The sequence below is a fragment of the Streptomyces acidiscabies genome (assembly GCF_020010905.1).
GTDB classification, from domain to species: Bacteria; Actinomycetota; Actinomycetes; order Streptomycetales; family Streptomycetaceae; genus Streptomyces; species Streptomyces acidiscabies.
Genome location: NZ_JAGJBY010000001.1, coordinates 1,628,782 through 1,645,041 on the forward strand (window position 1 = coordinate 1,628,782; position 16,260 = coordinate 1,645,041).

The window sequence follows — 16,260 nt, forward strand, 5'->3', positions numbered from 1 at the left end:
TCTGGCCTGGTACGGAACGAGGACGACGGCCCGTCGCCGGTGGGTTATCCACAGGCGGCGGGCCGTGGTCTTGCCCAGCCGATAGTGTGGTCGCTCGTCCGAGACACCCCACCGTCCTCATGAGGCAGGGGCGTTCACCGCAGTCCATCGAACCGGGGCCCGTACCTCGATGTCCGTGCACAGCCATACGGCAGCCCGCGACGCTGCCACGCCAGAGTTCCCGCGTCACGTGGTGACCGCGGTCCTCGTCGCCCACGACGGCGCCCGCTGGCTGCCCGACGCGCTCGCCGGACTGCTCGGCCAGGAGCGCCCGGTCCAGTCCGTCGTGGCCGCCGACACCGGCAGCGCGGACGACTCCGCCCAGTTGCTCACCGAGGCCCTCGGCGAAGGCCGCGTGCTGCACCTCGCCCGGCGCACCGGCTTCGGCCAGGCCGTCGAGGAGGCCACCCGCACCGCACCGGTCCTCACCCCGGAGGAACTGCCCTACCTCAAGCGCCCGAGCGGCTGGGACCCCGTCACGCGCACCTGGCGCGACGACGCGTACGACATGCCCGAACTCCCGTACGGCGAACCGGTCCAGTGGCTGTGGCTGCTGCACGACGACAGCGCCCCCGAACCCGACGCGCTCGCCGAGCTGCTCCGCGTCGTGGACAACGAACTGGAGCTGGGCCGCGACGACGTGGCGGTCGTCGGCCCCAAACTCCGCGGCTGGTACGACAAACGCCAGCTCCTCGAAGTCGGCGTCACCATCGCCCCCTCCGGCCGCCGCTGGACGGGCCTGGACCGCCGCGAACAGGACCAGGGCCAGCACGACCACGTCCGCCCGGTCCTCGCCGTCTCCACCGCCGGGATGCTCGTGCGCAGGGACGTCTTCGAGGACCTCGGCGGCTTCGACCGCCGCCTGCCCCTCATGCGCGACGACGTCGACCTGTGCTGGCGCGCGACCTCCCTGGGCCACCGCGTCCTGGTCGCCCCCGAGGCCGTCGTCCGGCACGCCGAGGCAGCCTCCCGCGAGCGCCGCACCGTCGACTGCGCGGGCCGCACCACCGCCTCTCCGCACAAGGTCGACAAGGCCGGCGCCGTCCACACCCTCCTCGTCAACAGCCGTACGGCGGCGCTGCCCTGGGTGCTCTTCCGGATCGTCATCGGGACGGTCCTCAGGACGTTCGCCTACCTCGTGGGCAAGGTCCCCGGACAGGCAGTCGACGAGATCCGGGGCCTGTTCGGCACCCTGCTGCGGCCCGAGCGGATCATCGCCGGCCGCCGCGCGCGCGGGAAGCCCGTCATCGACAAGGGCGAACTGCGCGCCCTGTTCCCGCCGCCCGGCGCGACCCTGCGGGCCACCGTCGAACAGGCCGCCGGGAGCTTCCTGGACTCCTCCGAAGCCGACACCGCCCCCGGGCGGCACGGCGGCGGCATCGAGTCGGGACCCGGCGGGGACGACGCGGACTTCCTGGAGATCGAGCAGTTCGCCCGCCTCAAGCGCATCGCCCGCAAACCCGGCCCGGTGCTCTTCGTCGCCCTGCTGCTGATCTCCCTCGCCGCCTGCCGCGCCCTGCTCGGCACCGGCGCGCTCGCGGGCGGCGCCCTGCTGCCCGCCCCCGGTGACGCCTCCGAGCTGTGGAACCGCTACACCGACGCCTGGCACCCCGTCGGCGCGGGCGGCACCCCCGCCGCGCCGCCCTACCTGGCGATCGTCGCCGCGCTCGCCGCCGCCCTGTTCGGCTCGACCGGCCTCGCCGTCACGCTCCTGCTGGTCTGCTCGGTCCCGCTCGCCGGGTTCACCGCCTACTTCGCCTCCCGGCCGCTGGTCACCTCACGCCTCCTGCGCGCGTGGGCGGCCGTCGTCTACGCCTTCCTGCCCGCCGTCACCGGCGCGCTCGCGGGAGGCCGCCTCGGCACCGCCGTCCTCGCGATCCTGCTCCCGCTGATCGCCCGCGCGGGCATCGCCGCCAGCGGCCTCGCGCACTCCTCGGGCGCGCGCGGCAGCTGGCGGGCCACCTGGGCGTACGCGCTGCTGCTGACGATCACCACCGCGTTCACGCCGATCGTGTGGCCCATCGCGCTGGTCCTCGGCCTCGCCGTCCTCGCCGTGCGCCGCACCGAACTCGTCGCCTACGGGCCGCGCTTCCTCGCCCAGCTCGGCACCCCCCTGCTGATCCTGGCCCCCTGGTCGCTGTCCCTCCTGCCGACCGGCTTCTTCCAGGAGGCCGGCCTCGACTTCGGCGCCTCCGCCGCGACCGCCCTCGACCTGCTCGGCGCGAGCCCCGGCGGCCCCGGCACGGTCAGCGGCCTGATGCTCGCCGGCGTCGTCCTCGCCGCGCTCGCCGCCCTGCTGCGCTCCGAGCGGCACACCGGCGTGTGGGCGGCCTGGGCGGTCGCCCTGGTCGGCCTGGTCTTCGCCGTCCTGTCCAACGGCGACGCGTGGGCGGGCCCCGCCACCCTCGTCTACGGCCTCGCCCTGCTGTGCGCCGCGATGATCGGCGCCGACGGCGCCCGCTCCCGCGTCGCCGAGCAGAGCTTCGGCTGGCGCCAGCCGGTCGCCGCGCTCATCGCCTTCGCCGCCGCCGCGGGCCCGCTGCTCATCGCCGCCGGCTGGATGATCCGGGGCGCCGACGGCCCCCTGGAGCGCCGCGACCCCGTCCAGGTGCCCGCGTTCGTCGCCGAGGAGGCCGGCACCCGCGACCAGGCCCGCACGCTGGTCCTGGACAGCGACTCCGCCGCCCACGTCTCGTACATGCTGGTCCGGGGTTCCGGCACGCGCATGGGGGACGCCGAGACCGCCTCGGCCGACGGCGAGAACAAGCAGCTCGACAAGGTCGTCGCCAACCTGGTCGCGGGCTCCGGCGCCGACCAGACCAGCGAGCTCGGCAAGTTCGCGGTGCGCTACGTCCTCGTCCACAAGGGCGCCCCGCGCGAGGTCGCCCGCGTCCTGGACGCCACGCCCGGACTCAGCCGCCTCAGCCAGCAGAACGGCAGCGCCCTGTGGCGCGTGGGCCGCGAGGTCTCGCGCGCGTCGATCGTCGCCGCGGACGGCTCCGGCACACCCGTCGCGGTCGGCGCCGGGCCCGTCGAGATCCACACCAAGGTCCAGGACGGCAAGGAGGACCGCGTCCTGCGCCTCGCCGACGCCGTCGCCGACGGCTGGTCCGCCACCCTCGACGGCAAGCCCCTCAAGGCCGTCACCGTCGACGGCTGGGCGCAGGGCTTCGAACTCCCGTCCACGGGCGGGACACTCGACGTCACCTACGAGGACCCCTTCACCCACACCCTGTGGCTGTGGACCCAGGGCGCCCTCGCCCTCGTGCTCGTCGTCCTCGCCCTACCCGGCCGCCGCCGCGACGTCGACGACGATCTCCCCGAGGCCGAGGAACAGCTCATCCCCGCCCAGGCCGCCGGCGAGGGCCGCCGCGCCCGCCGCCTGCGCGACCGCGCGGAGGCCGAGGAGACCGCCGCACCGGCCGAGCACCCCGCCGAGGACTTCCCGGCCGCCGTCCCGCAGCAGCAGCCCTACGGCGAGTGGGACGCCGCCGAGTACGCGGGCGCCGGGCAGCAGTACCCGTACCAGCCCGGCGGCTACGACCAGAACGGCGCCCAGTACGACCCGTACCAGGCGGGCCAGTACGACCCGTACGGCTACGACGGACAGCCCCAGCAGCCGCAGCAGCCGCCGTACGACCAGCAGGGCTACGGCGACCAGCAGCCCTACGACCCCTCGTACCAGCAGGGCTACGACCCGGCGCAGCCGTACCAGCGCCCCGACGGGAGCCAGCAGTGAACCGCACCACCGTGTCCCTGATCGCCGGGACGGCCGCGCTCGCCGCCGTCACCGCCTTCGCCGTCGTCCAGGAACCGGCGCAGGCCGGCGCCGCCACGCCCGGGGCGGCCTCCCGGCTGCCCGTCGAGCGCACCGGCCTGGTCTGCCCGGCGCCCAGCACCTCCGACCTCGCCGACACCCGGTACACGTCCTTCACGCCGGTCACCGAGGGCACCGGCGACAAGGGCAGGGCGACGCTCACCGGGGTCGCGGAGAGCGCGCAGGGCGGGAAGACGAAGCCCGCCGGGAAGTCCGCCGTCACCCCCGGCGCCCCCGGCAAGCCCGTCACCGGCGACGTCAGCGGCGGCAGCGCGCCCGCGCTGGCCGGCACCGCCGAGGGCAGGTACGCGCCCGGCTGGACCCTCCAGGCCACCACCGGCGTCGCCGCCGGCACCGGCCGGGGCCTGCTCGGCCTCGCCTGCGGCGCCCCCGACACCGAGTTCTGGTTCCCCGGCGCGAGCACGGCGGCCGACCGCACCGACTACCTCCACCTCACCAACCCGGACGACTCGGCGGCCGTCGTCGACGTCGAGCTGTACGGCCCCGAGGGCGCCCTCGACTCCTCCGTGGGCGACGGCATCACCGTCCCCGCGCACTCCAGCGAGCCGATCCTGCTGTCCACCCTCAGCACCGACAAGCTCGACGACGTCACCGTCCACGTGAACGTCCGCAGCGGGCGCGTCGGCGCCGCCGTCCAGGCCCTCGACGACAAGCTCGGCGGCGACTGGCTGACGGCCTCCACGGACCCGGCGAGCACCCTGGTCATCCCCGGCATCCCCAAGGACGCCACCGCCGTGCGCCTGGTCGCCTTCACCTCCGACGACACCGACGCCGACCTGAAGATCCAGCTCGCCTCAGCCAACGGCCTCATCACCCCGGCCGGCCACGAGACCCTCCACATCAAGGCGGGCAGCACCACCTCCGTCGACCTCGGCGACATCACGCGCGGGGAGCCCGGTTCGCTGGTCCTGTCCCCGGGCGACGTCTCCACGCCGTTCGTCGCGGCGGTCCGCATCACCCGGGGCAAGGGCAACAGCCAGGAGACCTCGTTCATCCCGGCCACCGCGCCCGTCGGCACGCGCGCGTCCGTCCTCGGCAACACCGCCAAGGGCACCACCTTGTCGGTCACCGCACCCACGGCGACCGCCCAGGTCAAGGTCACCGCGTCCGCCGGCACCGACGCGGGGACGGCCGCCTCGAAGACGTACACCGTCAAGGCGGGCACCACCCAGGACGTCGCCCTGCCCGTGCCCGCCGGGCTGAAGGGGACGTACGCGCTGACCGTCGAGACCCTCTCCGGCGGGCCCGTGTACGCCTCCCGCACGCTGGTCTCCACCGACGAGGACGCCCCCGGCTTCACCACGCAGACCCTCCCCGACGACCGGGGCACGGTCGCCGTCCCGGACAGCACGCAGGACCTGTCGATCCTGAACGGGGGCTGAACTCTGCGCGGCGATTCGGGTGTTGATCACCCCTGAAGGGTGTGTCTGACCTGTCTTGACGCATTGTTCAGATTTACAGAGGATGAGGGCTCCGTGCCCCCGGGGGGTGCCCGGCCTCCGGCCGACGAGAGCACAAGGAAAAGGAACCGCATTGGTACCGTCGACTCGCATCGTGGTGTTCGACCTGGACGACACGCTCGCCCTCTCCAAGGCGAAGATCACGCCGACGATGGCGCGGTGCCTGACCCGGCTGCTCGCCGAGAAGCCCGTCTGCATCATCTCCGGCGGCCGGTACGAGCAGTTCCGCACCCAGGTCCTGGACGAACTGCCGCTCACCCCGGAACTCGCCGAGCGCCTCCACCTGATGCCGACCTGCGGCACGCGCTACCTGCGCTGGGAGTCGGGTCAGTGGCGCAACGTGTACGCCGAGAACCTGACCGAGGACGAGAAGGCGCTCATCGTGCGCGTCCTCACCGAAGGCGCCAAGTCCCTCGGCCTGTGGGCCGAGAACACCTGGGGCGACATCATCGAGGACCGCGACAGCCAGATCACCTTCTCCGCGCTCGGCCAGCAGGCCCCGCACCAGGAGAAGGCCGCCTGGGACCCGACCGGCGCCCGCCGCCGCGCCCTGTGGGAGTACGCCTCCGAACGCCTCCCCGGCCTGGAGGTCCGCAGCGGCGGCTCGACGTCCATCGACGTCACCAAGAAGGGCATCGACAAGGCGTACGGCATGCAGCGCCTCCTCGACCACCTCGGCCTCGTCAAGGAGGACGTCCTGTTCGTCGGCGACCGCCTCGACGAGGGCGGCAACGACTACCCCGTACGCGCGATGGGCGTCCCCTGTGTCGCCGTCACCGGCTGGGAGCAGACCGTCGACGTCATCGGCACGATCCTGGGCGACGACCTCGACCGCCCGGCCCCCGCGCTGCTGGCGCCGCTCGGCGTACGGTGACGGCTCAGTCCTCGCCGTACCGGGGGTCCACCGTCTCCGGCGTCAACCCCAGCAGCTCCGCCACCTGTTCGACGACGATCTCGTGGACCAGGGCCGCACGCTCGTCGCGGCCCTTCGTACGGATCTCCACCGGACGCCGGTAGACGACGACCCGCGCCTGGCGGTCGCCGGCCGCGGGGACGATGCCGCCGAGCGGGACCGCCTCGTCGTTCCAGGGACCGCCGGGGCCGTCGAGCCGGGGGACCTCCAGGACCATGAAGTCGACGTCCGCGAGCTGCGGCCAGCGCCGCTCCAGCCGCTCCACCGAGTCCTGCACGAGGTCGGCGAACATCTCGGCCCGGCTCGCGGCGAGCGGCACCTGGGGCGGCGCGATCGGGCCGCGCATGCCCCGACCGTGGCGGTCGCGGCGGCGGGGCCCGGGGCCTGCGGCACGGGGCGGTACGGAGCTCTCCATCACTACTGAAGCGTAGTCCCCGCTCAGGCCGCCGTACCGCGCCCACCGTCATGTCGCAGGATGACCATTCCGGCCAAGGTTGGGCTCGATTCGGCATCTCTCCGAGACCGCCGATCTCATGGCAATTGCTGTGCTTTGTACCGGCTGTTGACCGGTTCGCTTCCTCGACCACCGGCCGAAAACTGGTGTTCACGCAGGTCAGCGGGGTATGACAGGAGGTGTCTGTGGGGGGTTTCACAGCACGACACGGTGGAGTGACCTGGTGGAGAGTCGTCGCGGCCCGCTCAAGAGTGCGGTACCGTCCAACGTCGTGAGCCCTGTACGTCGCTGTTCGCGCACCGCCTGCGGCCGACCCGCCGTCGCGACGCTGACGTACGTCTACGCCGACTCGACGGCCGTCCTCGGACCGCTCGCGACCTACGCCGAACCCCACTGCTACGACCTGTGCGCCGAGCACTCCGAGCGCCTCACCGCCCCGCGCGGCTGGGAAGTCGTACGCCTCCTCGACGCGTCCGCGCCCGCGCGCCCCAGCGGTGACGACCTCGAAGCCCTCGCCAACGCGGTCCGCGAAGCCGCGCGCCCCCAGGAACGCGCCGCGGGAGGCGCCTCGGGCCGCGCCGCCGACCCCATGGAGGTCGCCCGCCGGGGCCACCTCCGCGTCCTGCGCTCGCCGGAACCCTGACAGTCCTCCGGCGATAGGCTGGCCTTTCTACGCCGCCTGACCTGTGAAGGACACCCCATGCCCCTCGTCGACCCCGGCCTCCTGGACATCCTCGCCTGCCCGTCCTGCCACGCGCCTCTGTCGGAACAGGACACCGACCTGGTCTGCACGAGCCCGGACTGCGGCCTGGCGTACCCGGTCCGCGACGGCATCCCGGTCCTGCTGGTGGACGAGGCACGGAAGCCGGAGTAACCGGGGAGGGGGTGTCGCGATCACGCTCCCGCGCGGGACGACGATCACGACACAAGGGGACGACGGACCGCCCCGCCCCCACCGCACCCCCGGCCCGAACCCACCCGCACGCATGGACAACCCCGGCGATCGGAGACCCCGCCATGCTCGACGAATCACTCCTCGACACGCCGGAGGCCCTCGCCGAGGCCGACCGCCGAGCCCTCCTGCGCGGCGCGGCAGAGGCCGGCGCACGAGTCCGCACAGCAACGAGGCTCGCGACAGAAGCCGGCGTACAGGAACTGAAACCGGACGGCCGCCCCCGAGGCATCCTGATCGCCGGCCCGGGCGCCGCGGCGACCTGCGTGGCCGACCTCCTCGCCACCCTCGCGGGCGCGTCCTGCCCGGTCACCCGCCTCGCCCCCACCGGCGTGGCCTCCGCCGCCGGAGCCCTCCGCTGGGACCTCCCGGGCTGGGCGGGCTCGGTGGACCTCCTCCTGATCGCGACCCCGGACGGCACGGAACCGGGCCTGGCGCTCCTCGCGGAGCAGGCGTACCGGCGCGGCTGCACGGTCGTCGCGGTCGCCCCCGCCCGCACCCCCCTCGCGGAGGCGGCAGGCGCCTCGCACAGCCTGTTCCTGCCCCTGGCGACGGCCCCGTACGACGCGGAGGCGAGGCCGCTCACGGCGTCGGCCCCCGGCGTCCTGTGGGCGCTCCTGACGCCTCTCCTGGCCCTCCTGGACCGCATCGGCCTGATCACGGCCCCGCCGGAGACCCTGGAGCAGATCGCCGACCGCCTGGACCACGTCGCGGAACGCTGCGGCCCGGCGGTCGCGACGTACAGCAACCCGGCGAAGACCCTCGCGGGCGAACTCGCGGACGCGCTCCCGGTGATCTGGACGGAGGGCGTCTCCGCGGGCCCGGCGGGCCGCCGTTTCGCCGCTGCCCTGGCCGAACTCGCCGGCCGCCCCGCCCTGGTCGCGGAACTCCCGGAGGCCCTCCTCTCCCACAGCACCCTCCTCGCGGGCCCGCTGGCGGCCGGCGCCGATCCGGATGATTTCTTTCGCGACCGCGTCGACGACCCGCCCGCGCTGCACGCGCGCGTGGTGCTCCTGCGGGACCGCCCCAGCGGCGGCCTCAGCGCCGCCCCCGCAGCCCGTGACCTGGCCCTCGGCCACGACACGCCGATCAGCGAACTCGATCCGGAAGAGGGCACCGAGCTGGAGACCCTGGCCGAGCTGATCGCCATCACGGATTTCGCCGCCGTTTACCTCTCGCTCGCCTCCGGGGCCTGATCCTGTTCCCGGCCCCCGCCTGAACCTCACGCAAGAGAGAACCGTATGGACCGCCTCGACAACACCGTCCGCCCCTACGCCTGGGGCTCCACCACCGCGATCCCGCACCTCCTCGGCGTGGAGCCGACCGGCGAACCCCAGGCGGAGATGTGGATGGGCGCCCACCCCGGCGCCCCCTCGCGCACCGCGCGCGGGACCCTCGTCGAGGTCATCGGCGCGCACCCGCGCGAGGAACTCGGCGAGGCGGCCGTCACCAAGTTCGGCCCCCGCCTGCCGTTCCTCCTCAAACTCCTCGCGGCGGGCGGCCCTCTCTCCCTCCAGGTGCACCCGAACCTCCAGCAGGCGCAGGAGGGTTACGACGAAGAGGAGCGACTCGGCGTCCCTGTCGACGCCCCGCACCGCAACTACAAGGACGCCAACCACAAGCCCGAACTCATCTGCGCGCTCACCGAGTTCGACGGCCTGTGCGGCTTCCGCGCCCCCGAGGAGTCCGCCGCCCTCCTGGAGGGCCTCGGCGTCGACTCCCTCAAGCCGTACGCCGACCTCCTGCGCGCGCACCCCGAGGACGCGGCCCTGCGCGAGGTCCTCACGGCCGTCCTGAGTGCCGACCGCGCGGAGATGGCCCGCACGGTCACCGAGGCGACCGCCGCCTGCGAGCACCTGGGCGGCGCCTACACGCCGTACGCGGAGATCGCCCGCCACTACCCCGGCGACCCCGGCGTCATCGCCGCGATGCTCCTCAACCACGTACGGCTCCAGCCCGGCGAGGCCCTGTTCCTCGGCGCGGGCATCCCGCACGCGTACCTCAGCGGCCTGGGCGTCGAGATCATGGCCAACTCGGACAACGTCCTGCGCTGCGGCCTCACCCCCAAGCACGTCGACGTCCCCGAACTCCTGCGCGTCGTCCGCTTCGAGGCGACCGGCCCCGGCGTCCTGCGCCCCGAGGCGTCCCCGGACGGCGAGGAGGTCTACGACACCCCGATCGACGAGTTCCGCCTCTCCCGGTACGTCCTGCCCGAGGGCACGTCCGTCCACGACCTCACCCTGGGGGCCCCGCAGATCCTGCTCTGCACGGCCGGAACGGTCCGCGCCGGGGAGCACGACCTCGCGCCGGGGCAGTCCGTGTTCGTCGCGGCCGGCGAAAAGGCCGAGGTGAGCGGCGTGGGAACGCTGTTCAGGGCGACGGTCGTCGTCTGATCCGATCGTCACACCGGGCCTGTGGACAACTTCCGCACCACGGCTCCGGGATGCTGTAGAAATGGCCCACCGGCAAAGGTCCGGCAAAGCGCTGTACGGAGACGAAGGGATCGGACGAGCAGATGAGCGCGTCAGGCGGCACCAAGGCGATCGTGGCGGCACTCGGCGCCAACCTCGCGATCGCGGTATCGAAGTTCGTGGCGTTCGCCTTCAGCGGCTCCTCGTCCATGCTCGCCGAAGGCGTGCACTCCCTCGCCGACTCCGGGAACCAGGCGCTGCTCCTCGTCGGCGGCAAGAAGGCACAGCGCGAGGCGACCCCGCAGCACCCCTTCGGGTACGGCCGTGAGCGGTACATCTACGCCTTCCTCGTCTCCATCGTGCTCTTCTCCGTCGGCGGCATGTTCGCGATCTACGAGGGCTACGAGAAGATCAGGCACCCGCACGAACTGGAGCACTGGTACTGGCCGGTGGGCGTCCTCGTGTTCGCGATCATCGCCGAGGGCTTCTCCTTCCGGACGGCCATCAAGGAGTCCAACGAACTGCGCGGCGGGCTCTCCTGGACGGAGTTCGTCCGCCGCGCCAAGGCGCCCGAGCTGCCCGTCGTCCTCCTGGAGGACCTCGGCGCCCTCGTCGGCCTGGTCCTCGCCCTCGGCGGCGTCGGCCTCGCGCTCGCCACGGGCGACGGCGTCTGGGACGGCATCGGCACGCTCTGCATCGGCATCCTCCTCGTCCTCATCGCCCTCGTCCTCGCCGCCGAGACCAAGTCCCTGCTCCTCGGCGAGTCCGCGGGCCTGGACGAGGTCAAGAAGATCGAGGCCGCGATCGTCGACGGCGACACGGTGACCAGCGTCATCCACATGCGCACCCTCCACCTCGGCCCCGAGGAACTCCTCGTCGCCGCCAAGATCGCCGTCCAGCACGACGACACCGCCACCGAGGTCGCGACAGCCATCAACGCCGCCGAGTCCCGCATCCGCGAGGCCGTCCCGATCGCCCGCGTCATCTACCTGGAGCCGGACATCTACAGCGAGAAGGAGGCAGCCAAGGGCCCGGACCCGGAGGCGGCTCCCGGAGGCCCGACGCTCACACCGGCGGACCACTGACAGGGCTCGCACCCGGAAGCCCGGCGGGTTCGCGGGGCGGACAGAGCGGCGGGCCCGGCCCGAGGGGCGCTGCCGCCCTCCGCTCGGCCCGACGTGTGGACCTGTGCCCGGTCTCGCCTCCGCCGTAGTACGACCTTTTCCGGCACACCGCAACAGCCCGCCCCCGCCCGCAACACCCCAGGTGAAGCCGCGAACCCGCCCCCACCTCCGCCCCCGTGCGCCCCTCGAGAGCGGCTCGAACCTGCCGGACGCGGGCTGGGCCGTCCCGGGTGGCCGGTGTAGCTTGGGGCGGAGTCAGACGTCGCTGCTGATGGCGGTCGGGCGGTCCCCAGCGGACCGGCCGAGGGAGAGAGGGCCTCCGACGGACTGCGCTACGCGTACGCGGGCTCGCTCGCCCGTGCCCCCGCAGGACCACGTGTCCCGCGGGTGCACCCCTGTGTCCGCCGCCGCGCAGACCAGCCGTGTCCACCTCTCGACCCGACATCGAGGAGCAGCAGTTCCATGACCCAGGACTTCAAGGTCGCCGACCTCTCCCTGGCCGTCTTCGGCCGCAAGGAGATCACCCTCGCCGAGCACGAGATGCCGGGCCTGATGGCGATCCGCAAGGAGTACGCCGAGTCCCAGCCCCTCGCCGGCGCCCGCGTCACCGGCTCCCTGCACATGACCGTGCAGACCGCCGTCCTGATCGAGACGCTCGTCGCCCTCGGCGCCCGCGTCCGCTGGGCCTCCTGCAACATCTTCTCCACCCAGGACCACGCCGCCGCGGCCATCGCCGTCGGCCCGAACGGCACGGTCGACAACCCCCAGGGCGTCCCCGTCTTCGCCTGGAAGGGCGAGACGCTGGAGGAGTACTGGTGGTGCACCGAGCAGGCGCTGACCTGGTCGGACAGCCCCACCGGCGGCCCGAACATGATCCTCGACGACGGCGGTGACGCCACCCTCCTCGTGCACAAGGGCGTCGAGTACGAGAAGGACGGCAAGGTCCCCTCCGTCGACACCGCCGAGTCCGACGAGCACCGCGTCATCCTCGAACTCCTGCACCGCACGATCTCCGACGGCTCCCAGAAGTGGACCCAGCTCGCCTCGGAGATCCGCGGCGTCACCGAGGAGACCACCACCGGCGTCCACCGCCTGTACGAGATGCAGCGCGACGGCGTCCTCCTCTTCCCGGCGATCAACGTCAACGACGCCGTCACCAAGTCGAAGTTCGACAACAAGTACGGCTGCCGCCACTCCCTGATCGACGGCATCAACCGCGCCACCGACGTCCTCATCGGCGGCAAGACCGCCGTCGTCTGCGGCTACGGCGACGTCGGCAAGGGCTGTGCCGAGTCCCTGCGCGGCCAGGGCGCCCGCGTCATCGTCACCGAGATCGACCCCATCTGCGCGCTCCAGGCCGCGATGGACGGCTACCAGGTCACGACCCTCGACGAGGTCGTCGACAAGGCCGACATCTTCATCACCACGACCGGCAACAAGGACATCATCATGGCCGCCGACATGGCCAAGATGAAGCACCAGGCCATCGTCGGGAACATCGGCCACTTCGACAACGAGATCGACATGGCCGGCCTCGCGAAGATCCCCGGCATCGTCAAGGACGAGGTCAAGCCGCAGGTCCACACCTGGACCTTCGAGGACGGCAAGGTCCTCATCGTCCTCTCCGAGGGCCGCCTGCTGAACCTCGGCAACGCCACCGGCCACCCGTCCTTCGTGATGTCCAACTCCTTCGCGGACCAGACCCTGGCCCAGATCGAGCTGTTCGCCAAGCAGGAGCAGTACCCGGTCGGCGTCTACACGCTGCCCAAGCACCTCGACGAGAAGGTCGCCCGCCTCCACCTCGACGCCCTCGGCGTCAAGCTGACGACCCTGCGCGCCGAGCAGGCCTCGTACATCGGCGTAGAGGTCGACGGCCCGTACAAGCCGGACCACTACCGCTACTGATCCGGCGGCACCGGGTCCCCGACCCGCGCCGAACCGGCGGTACTTCAGAGGCAGGCCCCCGCACCCCCGTGCCGGGGGCCTGCCCCTTTCGTCCGGCCGGGACCGCCCCCCGACGACCCGACCAGCTCCGTCACGACCCAGGACCCCCATGCCCCGAGGCCGCTACTCGCTCCACGACCCGCACGACCACACCCCCCTCGGCGAGGAGCACTTCCAGTGCGCCCCCGGCCCCTCCGGCTGGCGGTACGTCGCCCAGCGGACCACCCCCGCCGGCGACCACAGCGGCTCCGTCGACCTCGCCCTCGACGACCTCGGCCGCCCCATCCGCCTCGAACTCCACGCGGCCGGCTGGCAGGTACGCGCCGCCGCCCTGGACGGCGTCACCTGGGTCCGCACCGACCCCACCGGCGCCGAGGCCACTGAAGGCAACGTCCCCGCCCACGCCTTCACCGGCACCTCCCCGGCCTTCCTCGTCGCCACCGCCCGCCTCCTGCGCCTCACGCCCTCCCCTTCCGCGACCCGCGTCCGCCTCGTCTCCTTCACCGACCCGGTCCTCGCCCCCCGCACGACCGACCAGTCCTGGGCCTTGGTGAACAGCGAAGCACACGCCACTGACAACGCCCCCCTGACCGTGGACGAGTACCAGGTCACAGCCCTGGACACCGGCGAACGCCACACCGTCCACATCGCCGGCGACGTCGTCCTAGCGGCCCCCGGCATCGAACTGGAGGACCTCGCCTCACCCCCGTCGACGTTCACCTGAACCGTCAGGCAGGCGGCACGAACCCGGTCGACGGCCGCTCACCGGACGCCTGCGGTTCCTGAGACACCTGCGGCAGCTGAGCCGGCTGAGCCCCACGCGGCTCCTGGTACGCCCGAGGCGCCTGCCCCCCGTAAGAAACCCCTCCAGCACCCCCGTACACGTCGTACGGCGAACCCGCCGCACCCCCCGGGAACGCCCGCCGCGCCTCCCGCGCCTGGCGTTCCTGCGCCACCGCCGCCAGGTACGCCCCCGGCGTCATCCCCTCTGGCGCGGGCGCGCCCGTACGCGCGACCAGATCGTTCGCGAGGCGCTCCGCCATCTCCCAGCCGACCCGGGGGTCCAACTGGTGCGCGCGCCCGAGGTACTGCCGTATCGCCAGCCACAGCGCGTCGGGTACGGCGGACAGGTCCAGCTCGGCGAAACGGCCCGCCAGCGCGGGCGGGGGAGGCGCGAGGAAGCCGCCCCCCGCGACGGGTATCCGTTCCCGCACCACCAGGGTCCCCGCGAACACGTCCCCGAGCCGCCGCCCGCGCGCGGACACCAGCGAGGCGATGACGGCCACCGTCCCACCCGTCCCGAGAATCTCGACCACCCCGATCGCCCCGCGCACGAGCGCGTGCCGGAACCGGATCGGCCCCCCGTCGTCCCGCACCACCCGCAGCCCGAACGCCAGCTTCCCCAGCGACCGCCCATGGCTCAGCGTCTCGACCGCGATCGGCACCCCCACCAGCACCAGCAGGAACGACGCGATCGACAGCGCCGTCTGCGCGGCCTCGTCCAGGGAGGCCGTGGTCGCGATCAGGACGACGGACACGACGATGTAGAGCACAAAGGCCACGACGAGGTCCAGGAGGACGGCCAGCGCCCTGCTGGGCAGCCTCGCGGGCCGTAGCTCCAACGCGACGGCCTCGCCCGTCACCAGCTCGCTCACGCTCGCGCCCCTTCCCTGGTCTGCCCGGTGAACAGCAAGTCTGCCAAGCTGAAGGTACTTCGCGCCCCAGTACGACAAGCCGACCGCACCGACCGGTCGCCGACGAACAGCCGAGGAGCACGCACACCGATGGACCTCGACGTCTTCGTCTCCGCCCACCGCGCGGAGTGGGACCGCCTCGACGCCCTCCTCAGCCGGCGCCGCCTCACCGGGACAGAGGCCGACGAACTCGTCGCCCTCTACCAGCGCACGGCCACCCACCTCTCCCTGATCCAGTCGAGCGCCCCCGACCCGCAACTCACCGGACGGCTCAGCCAACTCGTCGCCCGCGCGCGCAGTACCGTGACAGGCACCCGCCGCGCCTCCTGGAGGGACGTCACCCGCTTCCTCACCCAGGGGTTCCCGGCCGTCGTCTACCGCGCGCGCCACTGGTGGGTCCCGACGGCACTCCTGTCGACGGCCGTGGGAGCCCTCCTCGGCTGGTGGATCGGCACCCACCCGGAGGTGCGGTCGAGCATCGCCGCCCCCAGCCAACTGCGCGAACTCACCCGCCCCGGCGGCGAGTACGAGACCTACTACTCCAGCCACCCGGCGGCCTCCTTCGCCGCCCAGGTGTGGACGAACAACGCCCAGGCCGCCGCGATGTGCCTGGTCCTGGGCATCTTCCTGGGACTGCCGGTCCTCTGGATCCTCTTCCAGAACATGCTCAACCTGGGCGTCGGCGTCGGCCTCATGTCCTCCGCCGGCCGCCTCGACACCTTCCTCGGCCTCGTCCTCCCGCACGGCCTCCTCGAACTGACCGCCGTCTTCGTCGCCGCGGGCACGGGCCTGCGCCTCGGCTGGACCATCATCGACCCCGGCCCACGCACCCGCCGCACGGCCCTCGCGGAGGAAGGCCGCGCCGCCGTCGGCATGGCGATCGGCTTGGCCCTGGTCCTCTTCGTCTCCGGCGCGATCGAAGGCTTCGTCACCCCGTCCGGCCTGCCGACCTGGGCCCGCATCACCATCGGCATCGCCGCCGAGGCGGCCTTCCTCGTGTACGTCTGGGTCCTCGGCGGACGTGCAGTTCGAGCCGGGGAGACGGGTGACGTGGAGGCCGCCGAGCGCAGCGCCCGTGTGCCTACGGCCGCCTGATGTGCAAACAGGGTTGCCGAGCTGTTAGTCTCCTCTTCGCCCCGCAAGAACCGTTGACACGGGTCCTGTAGGGCGGTAGATTCGAACAGTTGCCTAGAACTGGATCTGATCCGGTCGGCAGTGAGTTAGTATCTACAACGCCTCCCGGAACTTCGATTCCAATCAGAGGCACTTCCCGATGAATTCGGAAAAGAACGGCCGGTCAGACCGGCCCGGAACTTCTGATAAAGTCGGAAACGCCGAAAGGGAAACGCCCGAAGCGAAAGCGGAGAGCGAGAACCTGGAAAGCACCGAGGAAATCGGATCGGAAAAAGATCTGATAGAGTCGGAAACGCA

13 protein-coding genes are annotated in these 16,260 nt (G+C 72.6%); 11 read left to right on the forward strand and 2 right to left on the reverse strand.

Annotation, left to right across the window (positions count from 1 at the left end):
- Window positions 1-169: 169 nt before the first annotated feature.
- The 3 genes from J8M50_RS07815 (at window position 170) to J8M50_RS07825 (ending at window position 6,211) form a co-directional block, all read left to right on the forward strand.
- Window positions 170-3,778, forward strand: a complete 3,609-nt coding sequence (locus J8M50_RS07815) for a glycosyltransferase family 2 protein (protein WP_078480638.1) — start codon at window positions 170-172, stop codon at window positions 3,776-3,778.
- The gene (locus J8M50_RS07820; protein WP_010352394.1) at window positions 3,775-5,259 is read left to right on the forward strand and encodes a DUF5719 family protein; all 1,485 of its coding nucleotides are present in this window, start codon (window positions 3,775-3,777) and stop codon (window positions 5,257-5,259) included. The genes J8M50_RS07815 and J8M50_RS07820 overlap by 4 nt, the downstream gene beginning before the upstream one ends.
- A 151-nt stretch (window positions 5,260-5,410) precedes the next feature.
- A complete protein-coding gene (locus tag J8M50_RS07825) occupies window positions 5,411-6,211 on the forward strand; it encodes an HAD-IIB family hydrolase (RefSeq protein ID WP_010352395.1) in 801 nt (266 codons plus the stop codon).
- Between the two features lie 4 nt (window positions 6,212-6,215).
- Here J8M50_RS07825 and J8M50_RS07830 read toward each other — a convergent pair whose 3' ends face one another.
- A complete protein-coding gene (locus J8M50_RS07830; RefSeq protein WP_075693182.1) occupies window positions 6,216-6,665 on the reverse strand; it encodes a metallopeptidase family protein in 450 nt (149 codons plus the stop codon).
- Between the two features lie 262 nt (window positions 6,666-6,927).
- Here J8M50_RS07830 and J8M50_RS07835 point away from each other — a divergent pair, with 262 nt between their 5' ends.
- The 7 genes from J8M50_RS07835 to J8M50_RS07865 all read left to right on the forward strand — a co-directional run bounded on the left by J8M50_RS07835 (window position 6,928) and on the right by J8M50_RS07865 (window position 13,859).
- Window positions 6,928-7,347 (forward strand): DUF3499 domain-containing protein, encoded by a 420-nt coding sequence (locus tag J8M50_RS07835; protein ID WP_010352397.1) that lies wholly within the window; start codon window positions 6,928-6,930, stop codon window positions 7,345-7,347.
- A 57-nt stretch (window positions 7,348-7,404) separates the two neighbouring features.
- On the forward strand, window positions 7,405-7,578 hold the full coding sequence (locus tag J8M50_RS07840) for a Trm112 family protein (protein WP_010352398.1): 174 nt from the start codon (window positions 7,405-7,407) through the stop codon (window positions 7,576-7,578).
- 143 nt (window positions 7,579-7,721) lie between these two features.
- Window positions 7,722-8,852, forward strand: a complete 1,131-nt coding sequence (locus J8M50_RS07845) for an SIS domain-containing protein (RefSeq protein WP_010352399.1) — start codon at window positions 7,722-7,724, stop codon at window positions 8,850-8,852.
- 45 nt (window positions 8,853-8,897) lie between these two features.
- Window positions 8,898-10,049, forward strand: coding sequence for a mannose-6-phosphate isomerase, class I (gene manA / locus J8M50_RS07850; protein WP_010352400.1), 1,152 nt, complete (start codon window positions 8,898-8,900; stop codon window positions 10,047-10,049).
- A gap of 122 nt (window positions 10,050-10,171) precedes the next feature.
- Window positions 10,172-11,152, forward strand: coding sequence for a cation diffusion facilitator family transporter (locus tag J8M50_RS07855; protein ID WP_010352401.1), 981 nt, complete (start codon window positions 10,172-10,174; stop codon window positions 11,150-11,152).
- Between the two features lie 501 nt (window positions 11,153-11,653).
- Window positions 11,654-13,096, forward strand: a complete 1,443-nt coding sequence (gene ahcY / locus J8M50_RS07860; protein WP_010352402.1) for an adenosylhomocysteinase — start codon at window positions 11,654-11,656, stop codon at window positions 13,094-13,096.
- Between the two features lie 148 nt (window positions 13,097-13,244).
- Window positions 13,245-13,859 carry a hypothetical protein gene (locus J8M50_RS07865; RefSeq protein ID WP_010352403.1) on the forward strand — a complete coding sequence of 205 codons (615 nt, stop codon included), beginning with the start codon at window positions 13,245-13,247 and terminating at the stop codon, window positions 13,857-13,859.
- 4 nt (window positions 13,860-13,863) lie between these two features.
- Here the strand turns inward: J8M50_RS07865 and J8M50_RS07870 are convergent, their stop codons facing one another.
- Window positions 13,864-14,790 (reverse strand): RDD family protein, encoded by a 927-nt coding sequence (locus J8M50_RS07870; protein ID WP_010352404.1) that lies wholly within the window; start codon window positions 14,788-14,790, stop codon window positions 13,864-13,866.
- A gap of 129 nt (window positions 14,791-14,919) precedes the next feature.
- On the opposite strand from J8M50_RS07870, the gene J8M50_RS07875 reads away from it, so the two are divergent.
- A complete protein-coding gene (locus J8M50_RS07875; protein WP_010352405.1) occupies window positions 14,920-15,924 on the forward strand; it encodes a stage II sporulation protein M in 1,005 nt (334 codons plus the stop codon).
- The last annotated feature ends 336 nt before the right edge of the window (window positions 15,925-16,260 follow it).

What these genes read in the sequence shown, in the direction of transcription:
- J8M50_RS07815 (WP_078480638.1), top strand. Translation starts at nt 170, where the DNA reads ATGTCCGTGCACAGCCATACGGCAGCCCGCGACGCTGCCACGCCAGAG.
- J8M50_RS07830 (WP_075693182.1), bottom strand. Translation starts at nt 6,665, where the DNA reads ATGGAGAGCTCCGTACCGCCCCGTGCCGCAGGCCCCGGGCCCCGCCGC.
- J8M50_RS07840 (WP_010352398.1), top strand. Translation starts at nt 7,405, where the DNA reads ATGCCCCTCGTCGACCCCGGCCTCCTGGACATCCTCGCCTGCCCGTCC.
- J8M50_RS07845 (WP_010352399.1), top strand. Translation starts at nt 7,722, where the DNA reads ATGCTCGACGAATCACTCCTCGACACGCCGGAGGCCCTCGCCGAGGCC.
- manA (WP_010352400.1), top strand. Translation starts at nt 8,898, where the DNA reads ATGGACCGCCTCGACAACACCGTCCGCCCCTACGCCTGGGGCTCCACC.
- J8M50_RS07855 (WP_010352401.1), top strand. Translation starts at nt 10,172, where the DNA reads ATGAGCGCGTCAGGCGGCACCAAGGCGATCGTGGCGGCACTCGGCGCC.
- ahcY (WP_010352402.1), top strand. Translation starts at nt 11,654, where the DNA reads ATGACCCAGGACTTCAAGGTCGCCGACCTCTCCCTGGCCGTCTTCGGC.
- J8M50_RS07865 (WP_010352403.1), top strand. Translation starts at nt 13,245, where the DNA reads ATGCCCCGAGGCCGCTACTCGCTCCACGACCCGCACGACCACACCCCC.
- J8M50_RS07875 (WP_010352405.1), top strand. Translation starts at nt 14,920, where the DNA reads ATGGACCTCGACGTCTTCGTCTCCGCCCACCGCGCGGAGTGGGACCGC.